Raw genomic sequence first — 18,396 nt, 5'->3', positions numbered from 1 at the left:
CGGGGTGGACCAGGACGGGTCGAAAGCAACGGCCTCAGGCAAGGCCGTGCCTGTCTCTTAGAAGGCGTGTCTGTCTCTTAGAAAGCGCGCATGGCTCCAACCGGGACAGCGCGCCTTAAACGTCGTCGTCCGCTTCCGGACCAGCCATCAGCACCTCGGCCACCTCTTCGGTTTTTCCGCGGATAGCCGTTTCCAACCGCGCCGCAACTTCAGGATTCTCGGTAAGATAATTTTTCGAATTCTCACGACCTTGGCCGATCCGGATCGAATCATAGCTAAACCAGCTTCCTGATTTTTCCACCAAGCCAGCCTTCACACCCAAGTCCAGCAATTCGCCGGTCTTCGAAATGCCTTCACCATACATGATGTCGAATTCAACTTGCTTGAACGGCGGAGCCACCTTGTTCTTCACAACCTTCACACGGGTTGTGTTACCAACGATGTCTTCACCTGACTTAATCTGGCCAGTGCGACGGATATCCAGACGGACCGATGCATAGAATTTCAGCGCATTGCCGCCGGTTGTCGTTTCGGGCGAACCGTACATGACACCAATTTTCATACGAATCTGGTTGATGAAAATCACCATGCAGTTCGACCGGCTGATCGAACCTGTGATCTTACGCAGCGCCTGGCTCATTAATCGCGCCTGCAAACCGACATGGCTGTCGCCCATTTCACCTTCGATTTCCGCGCGCGGGACAAGGGCGGCGACCGAGTCGATCACGATAATATCCACAGCGTTCGAACGCACCAACGTATCGACAATTTCAAGCGCCTGTTCACCGGTGTCTGGCTGCGACACAATCAAATTGTCGATATCTACACCAAGCTTTTTTGCATAAGCTGGGTCAAGCGCATGCTCAGCGTCAATAAAAGCGGCCGTGCCTCCAGCTTTTTGCGCTTCGGCAATGGCATGCAACGTCAGCGTTGTTTTGCCTGAGCTTTCAGGACCATAAATTTCAATAACGCGCCCTTTGGGCAATCCACCAATGCCAAGCGCAATGTCTAGCCCAAGTGAGCCCGTTGACACTGCATCAATGCTAATGGCTTCACGGCTACCCAGCTTCATCGCTGAACCTTTGCCGAAAGCGCGATCAATCTGCGCCAAAGCCGCTTCAAGCGCCTTTTCACGTTCCGAATTTTTCATACCTTTTGCCTGATTCCCATCAATTATCTTGAGACTTGCTGCCATTTTTCCACTCCTTAGCGTCATGCCTGTTCAGGAAATCTTTTCCGGAACACGCCCTATGTACACCTTCTGTTCCAAAAGAACAAGAGCGGAACAAATTAAATTTCATATTTGTTTTCAATATCTAAACTATTCGCCCTTCGCAAGCGCATCGTGCACCGCTTCTGCGATCTGTTGCACCGAAAACGGCTTGGCCAAAAAGGACACATTGTCGAGGCTGATCGTTTCCCGCAACTGCTCTTCGGCATAGCCCGACATGAATAATATTCGGATTTCACCATAAATTTCGCGCAATTGACGCGCCATCGATGGCCCATCCAAATTTGGCATCACAACGTCAGACACCACGAGGTCATATCGCTTACCACCTGCAAACAGTTCAAGCGCTTGCTCCCCATCGGCGGCGGTCTCGACGACATAACCTTGCCGGACTAGCGCGCGTTCGGCCACTGCCCGAACCATGTCCTCGTCTTCAACAATCAATATTCGGCCAGTTCCCCACAGGTCTTTCGGTTTGTAAAGTTCGCGCTTGGTGACTTCAGGGGCGGGGATTTCTCCTCTATGCAAAGGCAGGAATATGTCGAACCGCGTGCCTTCTCCTGGCGTTGAGTCTGCAAAGATAAATCCGCCAGATTGTTTGACAATGCCATAGACTGTGGAGAGGCCAAGGCCGGTGCCCTTACCCATTTCCTTGGTTGTGAAAAACGGCTCGAAGATTTTCGCCAGATTTTCTTTGGGAATGCCAACACCGCTGTCTTCAACCGAAAGCTGAACATAATCACCAATTGGAAGGAATTCACGGCCCATCGCAGCGACTTCATTTTGACTTACGGCTGCTGTGCTGATGTTTACAACGCCGCCTTTCGGCATGGCATCGCGCGCGTTAACGCCCAAGTTGATGATCACTTGCTCAAGCTGCCCGGGGTCTGCACGCACCGCGCCAACCCCGCGTCCGTGATGCACCTCGAGCCGGACCGTTTCACCTAACAAACGCTTCAGCAGGCTCGAGACGTCTGCGACAACATTGGCCAATTGCAGTATCTGGGGACGCAAAGTTTGCTGACGGGAGAACGCCAACAGTTGACGGGTCAAGCTAGCGGCGCGATTTGAATTGTTCTTGATCTGCTGGATATCGTCATAGTCGCTGTCGCCCGGTTGATGGCGCAACAACATCAAATCGCAATAACCAATGATTGCCGTCAAAATATTGTTGAAATCATGCGCCACGCCGCCGGCGAGTTGACCAATGGATTCCATTTTTGTCTGCTGCGCAACCTGCCGTTTTAGCGTGATCTCCTCACTGTTGTCTTTCAGACCAAGCAGAACGGCTGCCTCGCCCAGCCCGCGCACGCCAGCTATGGACAAAGCGATTACCTCATCTGGCCGTTCCTTAAGCCTGATGGCGATGTCGCCCGAGGTCATCGAGCCGCTGCCATAACGGCGAATGCTGTCGAGCACCGCGCCCTTGTCTTCGCTGATGACAAGGTCACCGGGATAGGGCGGCAATTTGGTCGGCTCAACGTCCAGAACGCGTGCAAAGGCGTCGTTTGCAAACAGGAACCGACCATCGCGGTCCACGAGCGCTAGGCCCAATGGCAACGTCGAGAGCAATTGCTCGACATGCGCCAACGCAAGGCCCCGCTCTACTTTTGCGCCCTCTTCATCAACAGCAAGTAACAACGCTGCGCCCTCGGCATCATTTTCATTCAAGGGCACATGCAGCAACCGGATAGGTAGTCCACGGCGCCCTTCACGTTCGAAAAAGACGCTGCCTTTTTCATCCATCCGGACAAAGTCGGCAAATAGCTTGCCGGTGATGCGCTCCGCATCCGTACCTGTCGCACGCAATGTGAAGGCGGTGTTTGCGGCCCGTATTTGTCCATCGGGACTGACCGCGACCGCCATAACGCCGCTGCTGGACATTGCCCGTCCGATCCGGCCGGTAATCAATTCGATCGCGCGGCTCTCGATCGCCAGTTGTTCTAATATGGCGAGACGCCAGAGAAGATATTCGTCGGCACCGCCTGCCCGCGCAACTTTGACACTGTAGCTTCGGCCGTCCTTTGTGGTTACCGACAAATCAGCGCTGCCGTCGCGCCAAGCGGCCCGGCCTGCTGCAACAAGAATAGCGCGGTTTGCGTCATCAACCCCCAAATCCGGTGGCGCTTTCAGCCCGGGAAAGGCGAAAGTAAAATGGTCGTTGGCGCACACCAGACGCCCGGCGCGGTCGCTAATAGCAATGGCCGCATTGCTCAGTTGAGTCGCGGCGTGGGTAATCGACCAGTCAGGAACCGAAAGTTGAGCCTCGGTTTCGACAGAACGACCGCTGCGAAAAAATTGAATAAGTCCTGCCGCCGCAATGATGCCGGCGACACAGGATCCAACCAAAATGACATTTTCGGTCGATAACCACAAAATTGCCAGCGACAGCAGGCTTGCCAGAGATAGAGCCGCCAATTGCTTGACGTTCGGCTTCGAAGACAGGTCGACATCCCCGCCAAGCAGCTGAAAGTCAGTCGGCGGGGATATCTTGTTCAAAACGGCTCCTTACCAGATGCGAACGCGGTCCTCAGGCTTGAGGTATAATTTTCCGTTAGATTTCGGCTGGAACGCATCGTACCATTTGTCAAGATTGCGTACCACCCACCCTCGCTGGGCCGATGGACTGTGTGGATCAGTTATCAACCGCTGCCGCAGATTAGCCTCACGATAATTCCGCCGCCATACTTGGGCCCAACCGAGAAAAAAGCGCTGGTCTCCCGTCATTCCATCAAGAACTGGCGGCTCTTTGCCGTTCAGCGACGTGCGATAAGCGTCATAGGCGATGGTCAACCCTGCAAGGTCTCCGATATTTTCGCCAAGCGTAAATTCACCCTTGACCGATGCATCCGGAAAAATCTGATACGCGTCATATTGCGCGATCAATTTCTTGCCAGCTGCTTCAAATGCTTTCACATCGCTTTCAGTCCACCAATCGGAAAGCTTCCCATTGGCGTCGTATTTGGCCCCCTGATCGTCGAAATGGTGGCTGATCTCGTGCCCAATAACCGCTCCAATTCCGCCATAGTTGACGGCCGCATCTGCCTTTGCATCAAAGAATGGCGGCTGTAATATCGCGGCAGGGAAAACGATTTCGTTCATTCCGAAATTTGCATAGGCGTTGACCGTCTGCGGCAACATGCCCCATTCCCACCGGCGAATTGGCTGTCCAAGCTTCGACATGTTGTCATCGAACGTCCACTGATTGGAACGCAGATCGTTTCCAAATAAGTCCCCGCGCAGGATTTTTAGCTTGGAATAATCTTTCCAACGATCGGGATAACCGATTTTGGTTGTGAAATTCGCCAATTTGGCACGTGCCTTGGTTTTTGTTTCAGGCTGCATCCAGCTCAACCCATCAATCCGGCGACCCATCGCTGACAGTACATTTTTGACCAGTACGTCCATGGCAGCCTTGGTTTCAGGCGGGAAGTATTTGGCCGCGTAAACCTTGCCGACTTCATCACCGACCGTGCCCTCAGTCAAAGCGACTCCACGCTTCCAGCGGGGCTCGCGCTGAGGCGTTCCCTGAAGTGTCGTCCCGTAGAAAGCAAAACTGGCGTCAGATACCGAATCGGGCAGAACGTTTGAGAATGATGCCAAGCTATTTACGATCATCTGGTCTTTCAAAACGGCCAGATCTGTTTCCGCATAAATCTTGGCAATGCCCGTCAACGCGCTTGGCTGGCTGACAATGATATCACTAATCTTGGGGCTTAATGTCGTAAGGATAGGCGACATCTTCAGGCCGGGCGTAATCGCGTCCAGTTGCTGCAACGACATCTTGTTGTAGGTCTTGGTGGCGTCGCCTGAATCTTCGCGTGTCCACTGAACACCCGCAATCCGCTTTTCCATAGCGAAGATGGCGTCGGCGCGTGCGACAGCATTTTTTTCGCCAGCTAATGTGAGCATCTTTGCGAGATACTCCCGATAAGCTTTTCTTATACCTTCGAATTTATCATTTTCGACAAGATACATGTCGCGGTCCGGCAATCCGGTTCCGCCTTGATAAATCTGGTAAATATAGGTGTCTGGATTCTTGTCATCCTGACCAACATAGCCGCCAAACAGTGCGCCTACACCGTTCCGCGCTGCAATCGGCATCAGCTTTTCAAATGCCGCTTTGCTTTTTGCGCCACGCACACTCCTCAGCCAAGGCTGAATGGGCTTCAAGCCCTTTTTTTCTACTGCCGCATAGTCGATGTAACTTGCATAAACGTCTCCCGCTTTGCTTCCCTTGCGGTCCTTTTCCACGTCTAACACCAGTTTTACCCGATCCTTTGACAGGTCATCGAGCGCTGTAAACATTCCATAGTTCGATTTGTCCGCCGGGATGGGTGTTTGCGCCGCCCACTTGCCATTGGCATACAAATAGAAGTCATCTGCGGGCGACACGCTGGCGTCCATTCCCGCTGCATCGAACCCATAGGACCCAAGTTGCGGCCCTTCATTGCTGGTCTCCTGAGGCGCTTTCGGCGCTTCTTGTGCAAAAGCCTGCACCGATAGCGAAGCTAAAGACACAGAGGCAATGAGTGCGAGCCTGGCTGCAAATTTCATATTCATACTCTCCGTAAAGTTATGGAGAGCAGCTATTGCCAGCGCATCACGCCAACAAAGTTTTATCCACCAGACGCAACTGATTTCGACCGGCGTCGCCATTTGGCGCTGATCCGCCAGCGCCAGAACCAAGCGGATATGAAATATCCGATGGCCGCCATCACTACGGAAATAATGGCAAGTCCGGCAATCCCCTGAACCAGCGCAAGTGGCGCCTCGTTCCAGACATAATCGCCCCACGCCGACAATGGCGCCGACGTCTCAATGAGTTCATAGAAACGGGCAGAACCGTTATTCAAATGCAGAACCGATTCCCCGACATAAACCGATCCAAACAGGATAAACGGCGTCGTCGCTGGCATGCTGAGAAAGGTCATCGCAGCGCCGATGGGTATATTGGCGCGAAACGGCAATGCCAACAGCGCGACCCCGGCTATTTGAACGCCGGGAATGAGGAGGAATATGCCAACCAGCAATCCAAGCGCAACGCCGCGCGGGACGGAACGGCGCGTGAACCGCCAAAGCGCAGGGTGAAATACGCGCTGCGCAAACGGACGCAAGAAACGGCTGCGTTCAAAGCTGTCGCGCGTCGGCGCTTGCCTGTGTAACCAGTCGTTAAACTTGCTCATCCGCGATCTCGCATGATCCGACCTTGCTCCCGCTTCCAGTCACGCTCTTTCTCCGTCGCGCGTTTATCAGGTGCCTTCTTACCCTTTGCCAACGCAAGCTCAACCTTCGCCCTGCCCCTGCCGTTGAAATAAATCGACAATGGCACAAGGGTCATGCCCTGCCGCATCACTGCGCCATGCAGCTTATTTATTTCACGTATGTTAAGAAGCAACTTACGCGGGCGTTTTGGTTCGTGGTTGTTCCGATTACCATGGCTGAATTCAGGGATATTGGCGTTAATGAGCCACACTTGGTCATCACGCAACTCGGCATAGCTCTCGGCAATTGACCCCTCACCAAAACGAAGCGATTTCACTTCAGTGCCCGTTAGGACAATGCCCGCTTCATATTTGTCATCGATAAAGAAATCATAACGAGCCCGCCGGTTTTCAGCGACTGTTTTGACCTTGTTGAATGCTTCAGGTTTGGGTCGCGCCATCAGATTAGACCTGCATTCTCCAAGGCGGCATCAACCTGATATCGGCTCGCTTCGCTCGGTGGCGTCATTGGCAGACGCAACTCGGTCGGGAACCCATCGATAACGCGCGAAAGCGCGTACTTAATCGGGCCGGGAGACGCATCAGAAAACAAAGCCAAATGAAGCGGATAGAGTTTGTCATTAAGTTGCCGCGCCAGGTTGTAATCGCCCAAAGCGCACGCTGCCTGAAACTCGGCGCATAATTTCGGTGCGACGTTCGCCGTGACCGAAATACACCCCTTCCCGCCTGCGGCGTTGAAAGACAAAGATTGCTCGTCCACACCAGACAGCAGGCAAAAATCCGGCCCGCATGCTAATCGGTGATCCGTTACGCGCGGCATATCACCGCTTGCGTCCTTAATTCCAATTACCGTTGGAAGTTGCGCAAGACGCGCAACAGTTTCGGGTTTGATGTCTGTCACGGTCCTTGCCGGGACATTGTAAAGCAGAATGGGCAAGTCATTCTTTTTCGTCATATGCTCGAAATGGGCGTAAATACCCTCTTGGTTCGGACGGTTATAATATGGCGCAACAACCAACCCCGCCGCAGCTCCACTTTTTTTGGAAAAGTTAAGATGAAGGACCGCGTTATTGGTGTCGTTGGACCCACAACCCGCAATGACTGGCACCCGTCCGGCGGCCTGTTCGATGCACACCTCAATCACCCGATGATGTTCAGCATTTGAAAGCGTCGATGCCTCGCCGGTGGTGCCGGCGGGCACAAGCGCGCTTGAACCTTGTTCGATTTGCCAATCGACCAACGCTCGAAAATGCTTTTCGCTAAACGCTCCGTCGCGAAAAGGAGTCACTAGAGCCGGTATTGATCCGGAAAACATAGCAATTAACTTTCATTTTGGCTCGTATAGGCCGCTATAAACTATATAGTCGTTCGTTCAGCACCTGATAAGGATGGGGCACATATTATGTCTAGCATGGTAAAGCATCTCATTTCAGCATCTATCCTTATAATTCCTTTTATGGCCTCAGCTTCTGCCCAGCAGGCCGATGGCGTAATTTGGCAAGCCGGTACTGGTGACGCTACGGTTGCCTTACCTAATGTGCAACCGGTTGCAGAACCCGTCGTGTATGATCCTAAAGAGGGCAAAATCCCAGCAGCTATACAGCGCTGGAAAATGTTAAGCGCACCGGGCAACTTCAGTTTTAACGACTATGCATCGTTCCTGATGGTTTACCCCGATTGGCCGAATACTGACGATATGCGGAAAAAGGCCGAGCAGGCCATAAACCCCTTGTCTTATTCCCCAAATCAGTTGGTTGCTTATTTCGACCGTCTTCCGCCCGTTACAAACGCTGGGCGAGCAAAATTCGCAATGGCGCTTGATGCCGTCAGTGATACATCACGTGCCCAAACCCAAGCCCGCGAAGCGTGGCGCGGAGGGACGCTTGATGAGCAAGATGAAGCGCTCATATACCGCATTGCGGGCAGCAAGCTGACCTCTGCGGATCACGACGCACGCGTTGACCGTTTATTATGGTCTGGAGCGACGAGTGCTGCGGAGCGCTGGGTTGCGTATACATCGCCGCGACGGCGGGCCGCGTTTAGCGCCGCGCTTGCAACGCGGCTTAACGCGCCTGACGCGGAACTTAAGGTCCAAGCTGCTGGCGCGTCTGCAAACAGTGAAGCCAGCTTAATCGCTGCACGAATTGATGCCATGCGGGCTTCAGGCAATAGCTTTGGTGCACGTGAATTGCTTGCAAATCGCGGTAATCTAAACGCCCCTGCGCCGGTGCTTAAAGACTGGTATCAGTTGCTGCTGACACATGCACGTGCCGCCGAAAATGATGGCCAATATGATGTAGCGTACCGTATTGCTTCACGCGTGGATGACGCCATACCTGCTGGCGTTATTATGGCGGATCAAGACCTTACGACGCGCGATCGATATACAAGCCTCACCTGGTTGGCGGGGTCGATCGCCATGGACCGCCTTGGCCGTCCACGAGATGCTGTAACGATGTTTGAACGTTACGCATCCGCCGCAAAAAGTGCGCAGACCCGCTCAAAGGGTTTCCATTGGGCAGGCAAAGCTGCTGCGAAAGCCGGAGATCAAGCAGGGGCCATACGCTTTCACGAGCAAGCGGCGGCTTACTATGAAAGCTTTTTCGGCCAATTATCGTTGGAGCAATTGCGTCGTCCGTTGCCGCAAGTACCACGCGTAACACCTACAGCGCCGATATTGGCCGAAGGAAATGTACCGCCTGTTATTCTCGCTGCTGCACTCGCCTCCAAATATGGCAGTTGGCGCGACCAAAGCAACTTTTTCAGGGCAATTGCGCGCAACGCGGATGACCGGGATAAATATGTTGCAGCGGTCGGCCTCTCGCAAAAACTCGGCCGCCCTGACCTCGCGGTGATGGCAGGCCGAGCAGCACGTACGGATGGCATTCCCGATTTACTCGGCAACAGCTATCCCACCGTAAATGTTCCGGCGGCACACAGCCGTACTTGGACGCTTGCTCATGCGATCATGCGGCAAGAAAGCCAGTTTGACCGGGCAGCCGTCAGCCAAGCAGGTGCGCGCGGCCTTATGCAATTGATGCCAGGGACCGCGCGTGAAACATCGGGAAAGATTGCGATGGCCTATCGTCCCGATGCCTTGACTGTTGATACCGATTACAACATTGCTTTGGGTGCGACTTACATCGAACGGATGCTCGATTATTATGGGGGCAACTACCCCTTGGCGATCGCTGCCTATAATGGTGGACCCGGGAATGTGAACAAGTGGCTAAAGACTTATGGCGACCCACGCACCGGCAGCATCAACATCATGGATTGGATTGAGAAAATCCCGCTGAGCGAAACGCGCGATTATGTGTATCGCGTGCTTGAAAACGCAGTGATGTACGATCATCTCCATCCAGAGAAGGCACGGGTGCGGTCTGCAACGCCCCTGAGCACCTATCTGGGTAAGTCGACACCAGGTTAGGTGTACTTTGCTGCATAGAATTTAAGCTCCGACAATGCCGTTCGTGTCGAGCGCAGTCGAGACGCCATCCGTCAGCGCATGCATTTGCGGCATCTCGGATGCGCTCGATGCGAACGGATGTTTAAAACTTCCCATCTGCGCATCTCGACTTTGCCCGACTCAAACGGCTAAGGCGGATGGATGGCCGAGCGCACAAACCCGATTACGCCTCCTGGATTCGCAGCCTTACGCGCTCGGTACGAACAATTGTTCGCTATTGACCGCCCTGCCGTCGTGGAAATTGTCCACTGGGCGGCAGGCAATGGCGACCGGAGCGAAAATGGTGACTACATCTACGGCAGACAAAAACTGCGCGCAATTGACCGGGAACTGGGTCAGCTATCCAAAAAGATGAAGGCTGCCAAGGTACTTGACCCGTCGAAGCAGGAGGACCGCAGCCGGATTTTCTTCGGGGCAACTGTGACGATTGCCGATGTCGACGATGTAGAGCGAACCGTCACAATCGTCGGCGACGACGAGGCAGATGCCAGCATTGGCCGCGTCGGATGGAACGCGCCGATTTCCCGAGCATTGCGCGGAGCACGCGTAGGTGATGTTAAAACGGTAACTCTGCCGGCAGGCCCCAAGGAATGGGAAATAATGGCAATCGATTATCCCTTGGGCGAATAGCCAATTGTGCGGTGTGCCAACGCAACGATTTGTGAATCTGCATTGGGAAATTCCTGCGGCACACTGTTCTCCAGTTCCTGAATAACATGCGTGAGGACGGCAATCCGTGCTGCTTTTTGGTTGTTGCCGTCAATAACTGTCCAGGGTGCCCAATGCGTATTGGTGCGCTTGAACATGTCTTTTAACGCATCGAGATATTCCGCGCGTCGTTCGCGGTTGCGAAAATCTTCGGCCGTTACTTTCCATCTTTTGGCTGGATCGTCCAGTCGCTCGGTCAAAACCTTATCCTGCGTTTCAGCCGTTACATGCAGGAATATCTTGATAATCTTTGTGCCGATTTCGCCCTGACGCGATTCAAATTCATTAATCTCGTCATACCCGCGACGCCATTCGGCTTCGTTGCAGAAACCCTCCACGCGTTCGACGAGCACACGGCCGTAATGGCTCCGGTCCCAGATGCTGATCTCCTTTTTGCCCGGCAATTTATTCCAGAAGCGCCATAGGAAATGCTTGTCTTTTTCCTCATCGGTCGGCGCAGAGATCGGAAACACCTGATAATATCGTGGGTCGAGCGAAGACGTCATCCGCTTTATGGCTCCGCCTTTCCCGGCTGCATCCCAGCCTTCCATGACGATGAGCGTGCGCGCTCCGTGCAGGATATGCAGCGCCTGCAGCTTTGCAAGCCGATCCTGAAGATCCTTAAGGTCCTTGTCATAGGTCCCGGTATATTTTTTGCCGGATTCAAAATGGGAAAGGTCGATGGCCATCCGTGCCTTCCAGCATCTATTGCCCCCCGGCACAAGGGCAAGCGCAGCCCTGTCCATAAAAGGGACAAAGCGTAGGTTCGGTCTTACGACGCACTTCAAGCCTTTGGCGGCTGTTCCACGACGCGAATGTTCAGCTCGCGCAATTGCTTGGCCATAGCGGGTGAGGGCGCGCCCATCAAAAGGTCTTCTGCGCGCTGGTTCATCGGGAATAGCGTAATTTCGCGCAGATTCTGCACGCCGCACAACAACATCACCATACGATCAACCCCGGCCGCCATGCCGCCATGCGGTGGCGCTCCAAACTGGAATGCACGATACATTCCGCCGAAACGGTCTTCGACATCAGCCTGCGTGAGGCCAGTGAGTTCAAATGCCTTGACCATCAAATCCGGATGCTGGTTCCGGATCGAGCCAGACGCAAGCTCATAGCCGTTGCAGACCATGTCATACTGATAGGCTTTGATAGTGAGCGGGTCCTGCGTCTCCAACGCTTCCAAGCCGCCCTGCGGCATCGAGAATGGATTATGCGCAAAATCGACCTTCTTGTCTTCCTCACTCCACTCGTAGAACGGAAAGTCGATGATCCAGCAGAAACGGAAGGCGTCTTTGTCAATCAAATCAAGCTGCTCGCCCGTACGTGTCCGCGCTGCGCCAGCAAGCTTTGCTGCTTGTTCTTCCTTCCCGGCAGCAAAGAAGCAGCCGTCGTCCGGACCAAGGCCAATTGCTTCGTACAGCGCGCGCATGCCTTCTTCGCCATGGTTCTTGGCAATGGGACCGCCGAACTCGCCGCCCTTGCGAGTCACATAGCCAAGGCCAGCATGCCCTTCGCTTCGCGCCCATTCGTTCATATCGTCAAAAAACTTGCGGCTTTTGTCAGCGGTCTTCGGCGCAGGAATTGCGCGAACCACGCCGCCGCTTTCCACAATGCGTTCAAACAGACCGAAGCCGGACGTTTTGAAATGAGCGGTGACATCGTGAATGATCAAGGGGTTGCGCAAATCCGGCTTGTCGGTGCCGTAATCGAGCATTGCTTTTGAATGCGGGATGCGTGGAAACTGCCCCGCCGGAGTAACTTTTTTCCCGTCAGCAAATGCCTCAAATACGCCAGCCATTACTGGCTCCATCGTGTCCCAGACTTCTTCTTGAGTCACAAAGCTCATTTCAAGGTCGAGTTGGTAAAATTCGCCGGGCAGACGATCGGCACGCGGGTCTTCGCCGCGGAAGCAAGGCGCGATCTGGAAATAACGGTCGAAACCCGCAACCATCAACAACTGCTTATATTGCTGGGGAGCTTGCGGCAGCGCAAAGAACTTGCCTGGATGAATTCGGCTCGGCACGAGGAAGTCGCGCGCTCCCTCGGGGCTGGATGCGGTCAGGATTGGGGTCGAATATTCGGTAAAGCCAATATCTTCCATACGGCGACGGGTTTCGCGGATAATCTGCGTGCGCTTTACGATGTTGGCGTGCAGCGTATCGCGGCGTAAATCGAGGAAGCGGTACTTCAGACGCGTTTCTTCTGGATACTCTTGCTCGCCTGCAACTGGCAAGGGCAGCTCTTCGGACTTGCTCAGCACCGTGACGCTGCGTGCGAAGACTTCAATTTGGCCAGTTGGCAAATTGGTGTTGACCGTGCCGGCGCTGCGAGCCTTTACCTCGCCATCAATCGTAATAACGCTTTCGAGCCGCAATGCTTCCAATGTGGATAATGCTGGGCTGTCACTATCGGCAACAATCTGGGTCATCCCATAATGGTCGCGCAAATCGACAAACAAAACGCCGCCATGGTCGCGCTTACGGTGGACCCAACCCGACAAACGAACCGTTTCCCCCACGTGGGAATCCCGAAGTTCGGCGCATTTGTGCGTACGATATGCGTGCATTGTTCACTCAATTCAAAAAAGCTGTGGAAAGCGCGCCTGTCAACAGTGCAGCGGCACTTTGTCAAGTCGCGAATGGGTGCTACGGCCATGGCTCATGCAGATTCATCCTCTCATCTCCGACAGCAAACGTCTCGCCGAATTGTGCGCGCGGCTTGCACAATCGCCCTTTGTTGCGGTTGACACCGAATTCATGCGGGAAAACACGTATTATCCCGACCTTTGCCTGGTCCAGCTGGCGGACGCAAATGAGGCGGCAGCGGTTGACCCAAAAGCCGATGGCCTTGACCTCACGCCAATGCTGCAACTGCTTTGCGAGAATGAGGATGTTTTAAAGGTTTTCCATGCCGGTGGGCAGGACATTGAAATTTTCTACAATTTAACCGGCAAGACCCCTCATCCGATGTTTGATACACAGATTGCTGCCATGGCGCTCGGTCAGGGAGAGCAAATTGGCTACTCCAATCTGGTCGATTTGTGGATGGGCATTCAATTGGACAAGGGTGCGCGCTTCACCGACTGGTCGCGTCGGCCGCTAGATAAGCGCCAGATCGACTATGCGATCGCTGATGTCACCCATTTGTCAGTAATCTTCCCGATGATGCTGGAAAAATTAAAGGTTACTGGTCGCGGCGCATGGTTGAATGACGAGATGGAGCGGATATCCGATGCCGCTAACTATCGGAACGATCCTGAAAACGCTTGGTCGCGGATAAAAGTGCAATCGCGCAAGCCCGAGGTGCTCGGTCGGCTTCAGGCGATGGCCGCGTGGCGCGAGAAAGAAGCCCAGCGTAAAAATATTCCTCGCGGACGGATTATGAAGGATGAAACGATGGCGGATATCGCCGCGCATCCTCCGAAAACGCAGGCGGATTTACCCAGAGTACGAGGTTTGTCACCTGCGTGGCGGGATAACGACATCGGCGCGCGGTTAATTGCTATCATTGAGGCAAGCCAACCTATGGCGCGGGATAATATGCCAGACCGCGGGCGTTCGGCACCCGGCGGCGGTAAAGATGGTTCGCTGGTTGCCGACCTCCTGAAGCTTTTGCTGAAAATCCGTTCGCGCGAAATTAATGTCGCCCCGCGCCTCATTGTAAGAACTGAGGAACTTGAACGCCTTGCGGCGGGGGAACGCACGGACCTTGAGGTTCTCACCGGGTGGCGCTTTGAACAATTTGGCCGAGATGCGCTCGATTTGGTTGAGGGCAGAGTGGCGTTTGCAGTGGTAAACGGCAAGCTCAAGATGACGCTTACGCACGAAGAAGACATGGTAAGAGAAACTGCGGTTTAGTTAGCTTTCGATTATCTTCTTTACCAAGCTCAAATTGACTGGCGCATTCTCTGCCAAGGCCATTGCGTTTGCGGCACGCGCAAATTTTTCGATAGCGGTGTAGCTCCGCTCGATTCGCCTCTTCACATAACTCAATGCATCGATGCTGATGGCGGCCCCCCGGTCGGCAAGTTGTTTTTGCAACAATTGTTCGATCATCTCGTCATCGGGCGGCGCGATATTGAGCAACAACGCCGCACCCAACCGGGACTGCAAATCGGGCAAAGCCACATTCCATTCTGCCGGTTGCCAGCGTGAAATGAGTAACAACGGTAAACCGCTCTCCTGCGACCGGTTCCATGCATTAAACAATGTCTCAGCGGCTTGTGCCTCGGCATCGTCAATTACTGTTCCGTTCTGACCGGAAAAATAGCGGGCCATCAAACTTTTCCCGGAGCGCGCAGGTCCAGTTAAGATCGCACAGCGTTTTGCCCAGGTCGATGCACTGGCAAGCCCTGCAAAAGCCGTCGCGTTGCATTCGGTAATGATAAGGCTCGAGGAGGTGCCTGAGCGCAATTCGTCCAAGGGCAAGGCAATTTGACGCATATCTGCCGCGTAAAATCGCTTAGGGTCGCGGTTGCGGGACAGGTGCAGATGGCGTTGCCGCGTCACGCGAGTCCTGCGCCTCTGGCACAATCGATTTGACCACCTCGTCAAGCGAAGGACCAGCATCACTGTCAGGCAGCAATTCGCCTTCATCTGGCAATGCAACGTCTTCGATCTCGCTCGCCAACTCCTCATCCTCAACAACGTCGGGCTCAAGCACGAGCGAAGCGTCGGCGCGTAAGCGACCGGACGCAAATGCCGATTGGAACAACTCATCCATCCGGACAACCGCCTTATCCATCATGGCCGGGATTCCCGCGCTGCTGGTCGTGCGCAGCATAAAGGCCCCCAGAAATTTGTTATCCGGGCCGTAGCGCGCCGAAAAACGACCGACAACTGGGCCGCCAGGCCATTGCCGCTCGATCCGCGCGATGGGGATGATGACATCTGCTGCCCCAAACTGGTCGAGGATCGTGCGCCACCAGATGCGGCTGCGTCGATCCGGTTGGCCTGCGTTCAGCAACAGCGACTCGCCCCCCGCCCCGCTCGGCCGAACATAATCAATCGTGCTATCCGCAGTGCGATATTTGGCCCAGCTGCGTTGCCACGATGTTCGTTGTTCAAATACCGTCGGCGCGCCAGCAGAAAAGGTCACTGGCAATAAAAGCAAGGGCGCCGAGCGCCGCGTGACGCCACTTACACCCAACAACTGTCCTGCACGTGCGCGGTCAAAAAGCACACCAAGTTTGGCCACATAGCGGCGAGGGCCAATCTGTTCTTGCTCGACGACGATGGCTGATACGATGCCGTCCAACGTCGAGTCGGACAAGCCGCTGCCGGTATTGCCGTTGGTTTTGCGCCATAATGCTGACCATGCAAGACGTTGGGCGAGCTCCCAACCCTTTTGACGCGCCTCAAACGCATCTTTTCCAACAACATTGACCGATACACCCGTGACTTCAAAGTCGCCAGCGCTCGCAATTGGTGCAATTCCGCGCTTCGGGCCCTCAATTTGGGCGACAACAATTCCGCCGCCAATCAGCGCCAACGGCAACCCGAACGCTGCAACCCGCAACCATTTTTTTGGCAAAAATTTCATTACGGCACCTTTAGGCGACATAGGCGTGGAATTCCAAGCATGTTCTCGCTAACGGCGATACATGGACGCAAAAGAACAGCAACCCGAAACCTACACCTACGCCAAGGCAGGTGTTTCCATTGCAGCCGGCAATGCTTTGATACGCGCCATCGCGCCGTTGGCCAAGGCTACCCGCCGCGCCGGCGCAGACGCCGATCTGGGCGGCTTTGGCGGATTTTTCGATCTGAAGGCTGCTGGTTTTAATGACCCGTTGCTCGTCGCAGCGAATGATGGCGTTGGTACCAAACTTAAGCTGGCAATAGAAACCGGACGCCATGATGGTGTAGGAATCGACCTTGTCGCCATGTGCGCTAATGATTTGATCGTGCAGGGCGCAGAGCCGTTATTTTTCCTGGATTATTACGCGACCGGAAAGTTGGATAACGAAGTCGCAACAGCCGTTGTCGCCAGCATTGCTAAGGGATGCAAAATGGCCGGCTGCGCGCTTATCGGCGGAGAAACGGCAGAAATGCCAGGCATGTATTCCGACGGCGATTATGACCTTGCCGGATTTTGCGTCGGCGCTGTCGAACGCGACCAAGTGCTGACTGCTGACAAGGTCACGGAAGGCGATGTGATTTTGGGCCTCGCTTCGTCGGGTGTCCATTCCAACGGATTTTCACTTGTCCGCAGATTGGCATCGGACAAAGGGTGGAAACTGGACCGTCCAGCATTATTTGACCAAAATGTTATCTTGATTGATGCACTTATGGAACCGACGCGAATTTACGTAAAATCATTATTGCCATTGGTTCGTACCGGCAAAATTCACGCAATGGCGCATATCACTGGCGGAGGGTTGCTCGAAAACATTCCGCGCATCCTGCCAGAAGGACTTCACGCACATATTGATGCCGACTCTTGGGAGCAACCCCGACTGATGGCGTTTCTGCAGGCGCAGGGCCATATCGAGCCCGAAGAAATGGCGCGCACCTTTAATTGCGGCATTGGCATGGCCGTCGTTGTTGCACCTTCGGATGCTGCCGAAGTCACTTCGACCCTAGAAGCCGCTGGCGAGACTGTTTACACGATTGGCCGCGTTGCAGCTGGCGACAAGGGATGCACTGTCACCGGATCTGTAGAAACATGGAGCGCGCAGTCCGCATGGACTGCGACTTACAATGGCTGACATCCTAACCGTCACCCTGAACTTGTTTCAGGGTCCGTCTTTCAAAGTGGCACCGCTCGATTTCGCGCGATTGATGCTGAAACAAGTTCAGCATGACAGTATTCTGTTAGTGGTATGACAGCCAGAGTCGCCGTCCTGATATCCGGCGCTGGCACCAACATGGCCGCGTTGGTATATGCCTCAAAACTGCCAAACTGTCCTTATGAAATTGTCTTGGTTGCCAGTAACAATCCAGACGCTGAGGGCTTACAGATCGCTGCAGCAGAACGCATCCCTACATTCGCAAAATCCCATATCGGCCTTGAGCGTGCAGAGCATGATGCAATCATGCACGACCACATCGTCAAAGCTGGCGCTAATTATGTCGTATTGGCGGGATATATGCGGATTTTGGGCACTGATTTTGTCCAGAAATGGGACGCGCGGATGTTGAACATCCATCCGTCACTGCTTCCGAAATACAAGGGGCTAAACACACACCAAAAGGCATTAGACGCGAAAGACGACTTTGCAGGCTGCAGCGTCCATTTGGTGACGGCTGCGCTCGACGACGGACCGGTGCTCGCTCGCATTGAAGTTGCAATCCAACCCGATGATAGCGCAATAACTTTGGCTGAACGCGTTCAGATGGCGGAGCATCAGCTATATCCTCACGCTCTGTCTGAATATGTCGCCCGTAGCTATAATCCGGAGTATTTAATTGCGCAGGTGCGCGATCTGGCGCTCGCGCTACCGCAAGCCGACGAAGTCCTGTCTCACGGCATGCCGTGCTTCGGGATCGCAGGCGGCAAGAAATTCGCTTATGTTTCGGCCGACCATCATAATGACGGCAAAATTGCGCTTCTTGTAAAAATCAGTGGCCCAGAAGAACAGGCGATGCTGATCGAAAGCGATGGCGAACGATATTATCGCCCACCATATTTCGGCGATGGCTGGGTTGGAATTCGGCTGGACCTTAGCGACACCGATTGGGATCATATTGGTGACTGGATCGCGAAAAGCTGGCACGCGGTTGCTCCACAAAAACTAAAATTACATATTTTATAGAGAG

At 54.1% G+C, this 18,396-nt stretch carries 15 protein-coding genes; 5 read left to right on the top strand and 10 right to left on the bottom strand.

All coding sequences use genetic code 11. From position 1 onward, the window contains the following. Positions 1-115: 115 nt before the first annotated feature. The 6 genes from recA to dapA all read right to left on the bottom strand — a co-directional run bounded on the left by recA (position 116) and on the right by dapA (position 7,771). Positions 116-1,195 carry a recombinase RecA gene (recA, locus tag ACLL9E_RS11860; RefSeq protein ID WP_411291943.1) on the bottom strand — a complete coding sequence of 360 codons (1,080 nt, stop codon included), beginning with the start codon at positions 1,193-1,195 and terminating at the stop codon, positions 116-118. A gap of 126 nt (positions 1,196-1,321) precedes the next feature. Further along, positions 1,322-3,730 carry an ATP-binding protein gene (locus ACLL9E_RS11855; protein WP_411291942.1) on the bottom strand — a complete coding sequence of 803 codons (2,409 nt, stop codon included), beginning with the start codon at positions 3,728-3,730 and terminating at the stop codon, positions 1,322-1,324. Between the two features lie 9 nt (positions 3,731-3,739). Beyond that, positions 3,740-5,788 (bottom strand): M13 family metallopeptidase, encoded by a 2,049-nt coding sequence (locus ACLL9E_RS11850; RefSeq protein ID WP_411291941.1) that lies wholly within the window; start codon positions 5,786-5,788, stop codon positions 3,740-3,742. Between the two features lie 62 nt (positions 5,789-5,850). Beyond that, positions 5,851-6,417 carry a DUF2062 domain-containing protein gene (locus ACLL9E_RS11845; protein WP_411291940.1) on the bottom strand — a complete coding sequence of 189 codons (567 nt, stop codon included), beginning with the start codon at positions 6,415-6,417 and terminating at the stop codon, positions 5,851-5,853. Next, the gene (gene smpB, locus ACLL9E_RS11840; RefSeq protein WP_411291939.1) at positions 6,414-6,896 is read right to left on the bottom strand and encodes an SsrA-binding protein SmpB; all 483 of its coding nucleotides are present in this window, start codon (positions 6,894-6,896) and stop codon (positions 6,414-6,416) included. Before smpB ends, ACLL9E_RS11845 begins: the two co-directional genes overlap by 4 nt. Beyond that, positions 6,896-7,771: a 4-hydroxy-tetrahydrodipicolinate synthase gene (gene dapA / locus ACLL9E_RS11835; protein ID WP_411291938.1), complete on the bottom strand. Its 876-nt coding sequence runs from the start codon at positions 7,769-7,771 to the stop codon at positions 6,896-6,898. The genes smpB and dapA overlap by 1 nt, the downstream gene beginning before the upstream one ends. An 87-nt stretch (positions 7,772-7,858) precedes the next feature. Between dapA and ACLL9E_RS11830 the strand changes: the two genes are divergently transcribed. After that, the gene (locus ACLL9E_RS11830; protein WP_411291937.1) at positions 7,859-9,886 is read left to right on the top strand and encodes a lytic transglycosylase domain-containing protein; all 2,028 of its coding nucleotides are present in this window, start codon (positions 7,859-7,861) and stop codon (positions 9,884-9,886) included. Between the two features lie 180 nt (positions 9,887-10,066). Then, positions 10,067-10,555, top strand: coding sequence for a GreA/GreB family elongation factor (locus tag ACLL9E_RS11825; protein WP_411291936.1), 489 nt, complete (start codon positions 10,067-10,069; stop codon positions 10,553-10,555). Here the strand turns inward: ACLL9E_RS11825 and ACLL9E_RS11820 are convergent. Then, entirely contained in the window at positions 10,537-11,322 is a 786-nt protein-coding gene (locus tag ACLL9E_RS11820; protein ID WP_411291935.1) for a polyphosphate kinase 2 family protein, read from the bottom strand. The genes ACLL9E_RS11825 and ACLL9E_RS11820 overlap by 19 nt on opposite strands. A 95-nt stretch (positions 11,323-11,417) precedes the next feature. Next, positions 11,418-13,202, bottom strand: coding sequence for an aspartate--tRNA ligase (gene aspS / locus ACLL9E_RS11815; protein WP_411291934.1), 1,785 nt, complete (start codon positions 13,200-13,202; stop codon positions 11,418-11,420). A 94-nt stretch (positions 13,203-13,296) separates the two neighbouring features. Here aspS and rnd point away from each other — a divergent pair, with 94 nt between their 5' ends. Then, on the top strand, positions 13,297-14,493 hold the full coding sequence (gene rnd, locus ACLL9E_RS11810) for a ribonuclease D (protein ID WP_411291933.1): 1,197 nt from the start codon (positions 13,297-13,299) through the stop codon (positions 14,491-14,493). Here rnd and ACLL9E_RS11805 read toward each other — a convergent pair whose 3' ends face one another. Together ACLL9E_RS11805 and ACLL9E_RS11800 are read right to left on the bottom strand one after the other, a co-directional pair. Continuing rightward, positions 14,494-15,078: an ATPase gene (locus ACLL9E_RS11805; RefSeq protein ID WP_411291932.1), complete on the bottom strand. Its 585-nt coding sequence runs from the start codon at positions 15,076-15,078 to the stop codon at positions 14,494-14,496. A 19-nt stretch (positions 15,079-15,097) separates the two neighbouring features. After that, positions 15,098-16,177: a heavy-metal-associated domain-containing protein gene (locus ACLL9E_RS11800; RefSeq protein WP_411291931.1), complete on the bottom strand. Its 1,080-nt coding sequence runs from the start codon at positions 16,175-16,177 to the stop codon at positions 15,098-15,100. Positions 16,178-16,238: 61 nt separating this feature from the next. Between ACLL9E_RS11800 and purM the strand changes: the two genes are divergently transcribed. Together purM and purN are read left to right on the top strand one after the other, a co-directional pair. Next, entirely contained in the window at positions 16,239-17,345 is a 1,107-nt protein-coding gene (gene purM, locus ACLL9E_RS11795; protein WP_411291930.1) for a phosphoribosylformylglycinamidine cyclo-ligase, read from the top strand. 114 nt (positions 17,346-17,459) lie between these two features. Further along, positions 17,460-18,392 (top strand): phosphoribosylglycinamide formyltransferase, encoded by a 933-nt coding sequence (purN, locus tag ACLL9E_RS11790; protein ID WP_411291929.1) that lies wholly within the window; start codon positions 17,460-17,462, stop codon positions 18,390-18,392. Positions 18,393-18,396 lie beyond the last annotated feature (4 nt).

The sequence above is a fragment of the Sphingorhabdus sp. genome, assembly GCF_046596595.1.
Taxonomy (GTDB): domain Bacteria; phylum Pseudomonadota; class Alphaproteobacteria; order Sphingomonadales; family Sphingomonadaceae; genus Sphingorhabdus_B.
The sequence above is the reverse complement of the archived record's forward strand: the minus strand, read 5'-3'. Positions and strand labels throughout refer to the sequence as shown.

Bases quoted from the DNA above. Each gene is read 5' to 3' on its own strand.
- recA (WP_411291943.1), bottom strand. From the start codon at position 1,195: ATGGCAGCAAGTCTCAAGATAATTGATGGGAATCAGGCAAAAGGTATG.
- ACLL9E_RS11850 (WP_411291941.1), bottom strand. From the start codon at position 5,788: ATGAAATTTGCAGCCAGGCTCGCACTCATTGCCTCTGTGTCTTTAGCT.
- ACLL9E_RS11845 (WP_411291940.1), bottom strand. From the start codon at position 6,417: ATGAGCAAGTTTAACGACTGGTTACACAGGCAAGCGCCGACGCGCGAC.
- smpB (WP_411291939.1), bottom strand. From the start codon at position 6,896: ATGGCGCGACCCAAACCTGAAGCATTCAACAAGGTCAAAACAGTCGCT.
- dapA (WP_411291938.1), bottom strand. From the start codon at position 7,771: ATGTTTTCCGGATCAATACCGGCTCTAGTGACTCCTTTTCGCGACGGA.
- ACLL9E_RS11830 (WP_411291937.1), top strand. From the start codon at position 7,859: ATGTCTAGCATGGTAAAGCATCTCATTTCAGCATCTATCCTTATAATT.
- ACLL9E_RS11825 (WP_411291936.1), top strand. From the start codon at position 10,067: ATGGCCGAGCGCACAAACCCGATTACGCCTCCTGGATTCGCAGCCTTA.
- ACLL9E_RS11820 (WP_411291935.1), bottom strand. From the start codon at position 11,322: ATGGCCATCGACCTTTCCCATTTTGAATCCGGCAAAAAATATACCGGG.
- aspS (WP_411291934.1), bottom strand. From the start codon at position 13,202: ATGCACGCATATCGTACGCACAAATGCGCCGAACTTCGGGATTCCCAC.
- rnd (WP_411291933.1), top strand. From the start codon at position 13,297: ATGCAGATTCATCCTCTCATCTCCGACAGCAAACGTCTCGCCGAATTG.
- ACLL9E_RS11805 (WP_411291932.1), bottom strand. From the start codon at position 15,078: ATGCGTCAAATTGCCTTGCCCTTGGACGAATTGCGCTCAGGCACCTCC.
- ACLL9E_RS11800 (WP_411291931.1), bottom strand. From the start codon at position 16,177: ATGAAATTTTTGCCAAAAAAATGGTTGCGGGTTGCAGCGTTCGGGTTG.
- purM (WP_411291930.1), top strand. From the start codon at position 16,239: ATGGACGCAAAAGAACAGCAACCCGAAACCTACACCTACGCCAAGGCA.
- purN (WP_411291929.1), top strand. From the start codon at position 17,460: ATGACAGCCAGAGTCGCCGTCCTGATATCCGGCGCTGGCACCAACATG.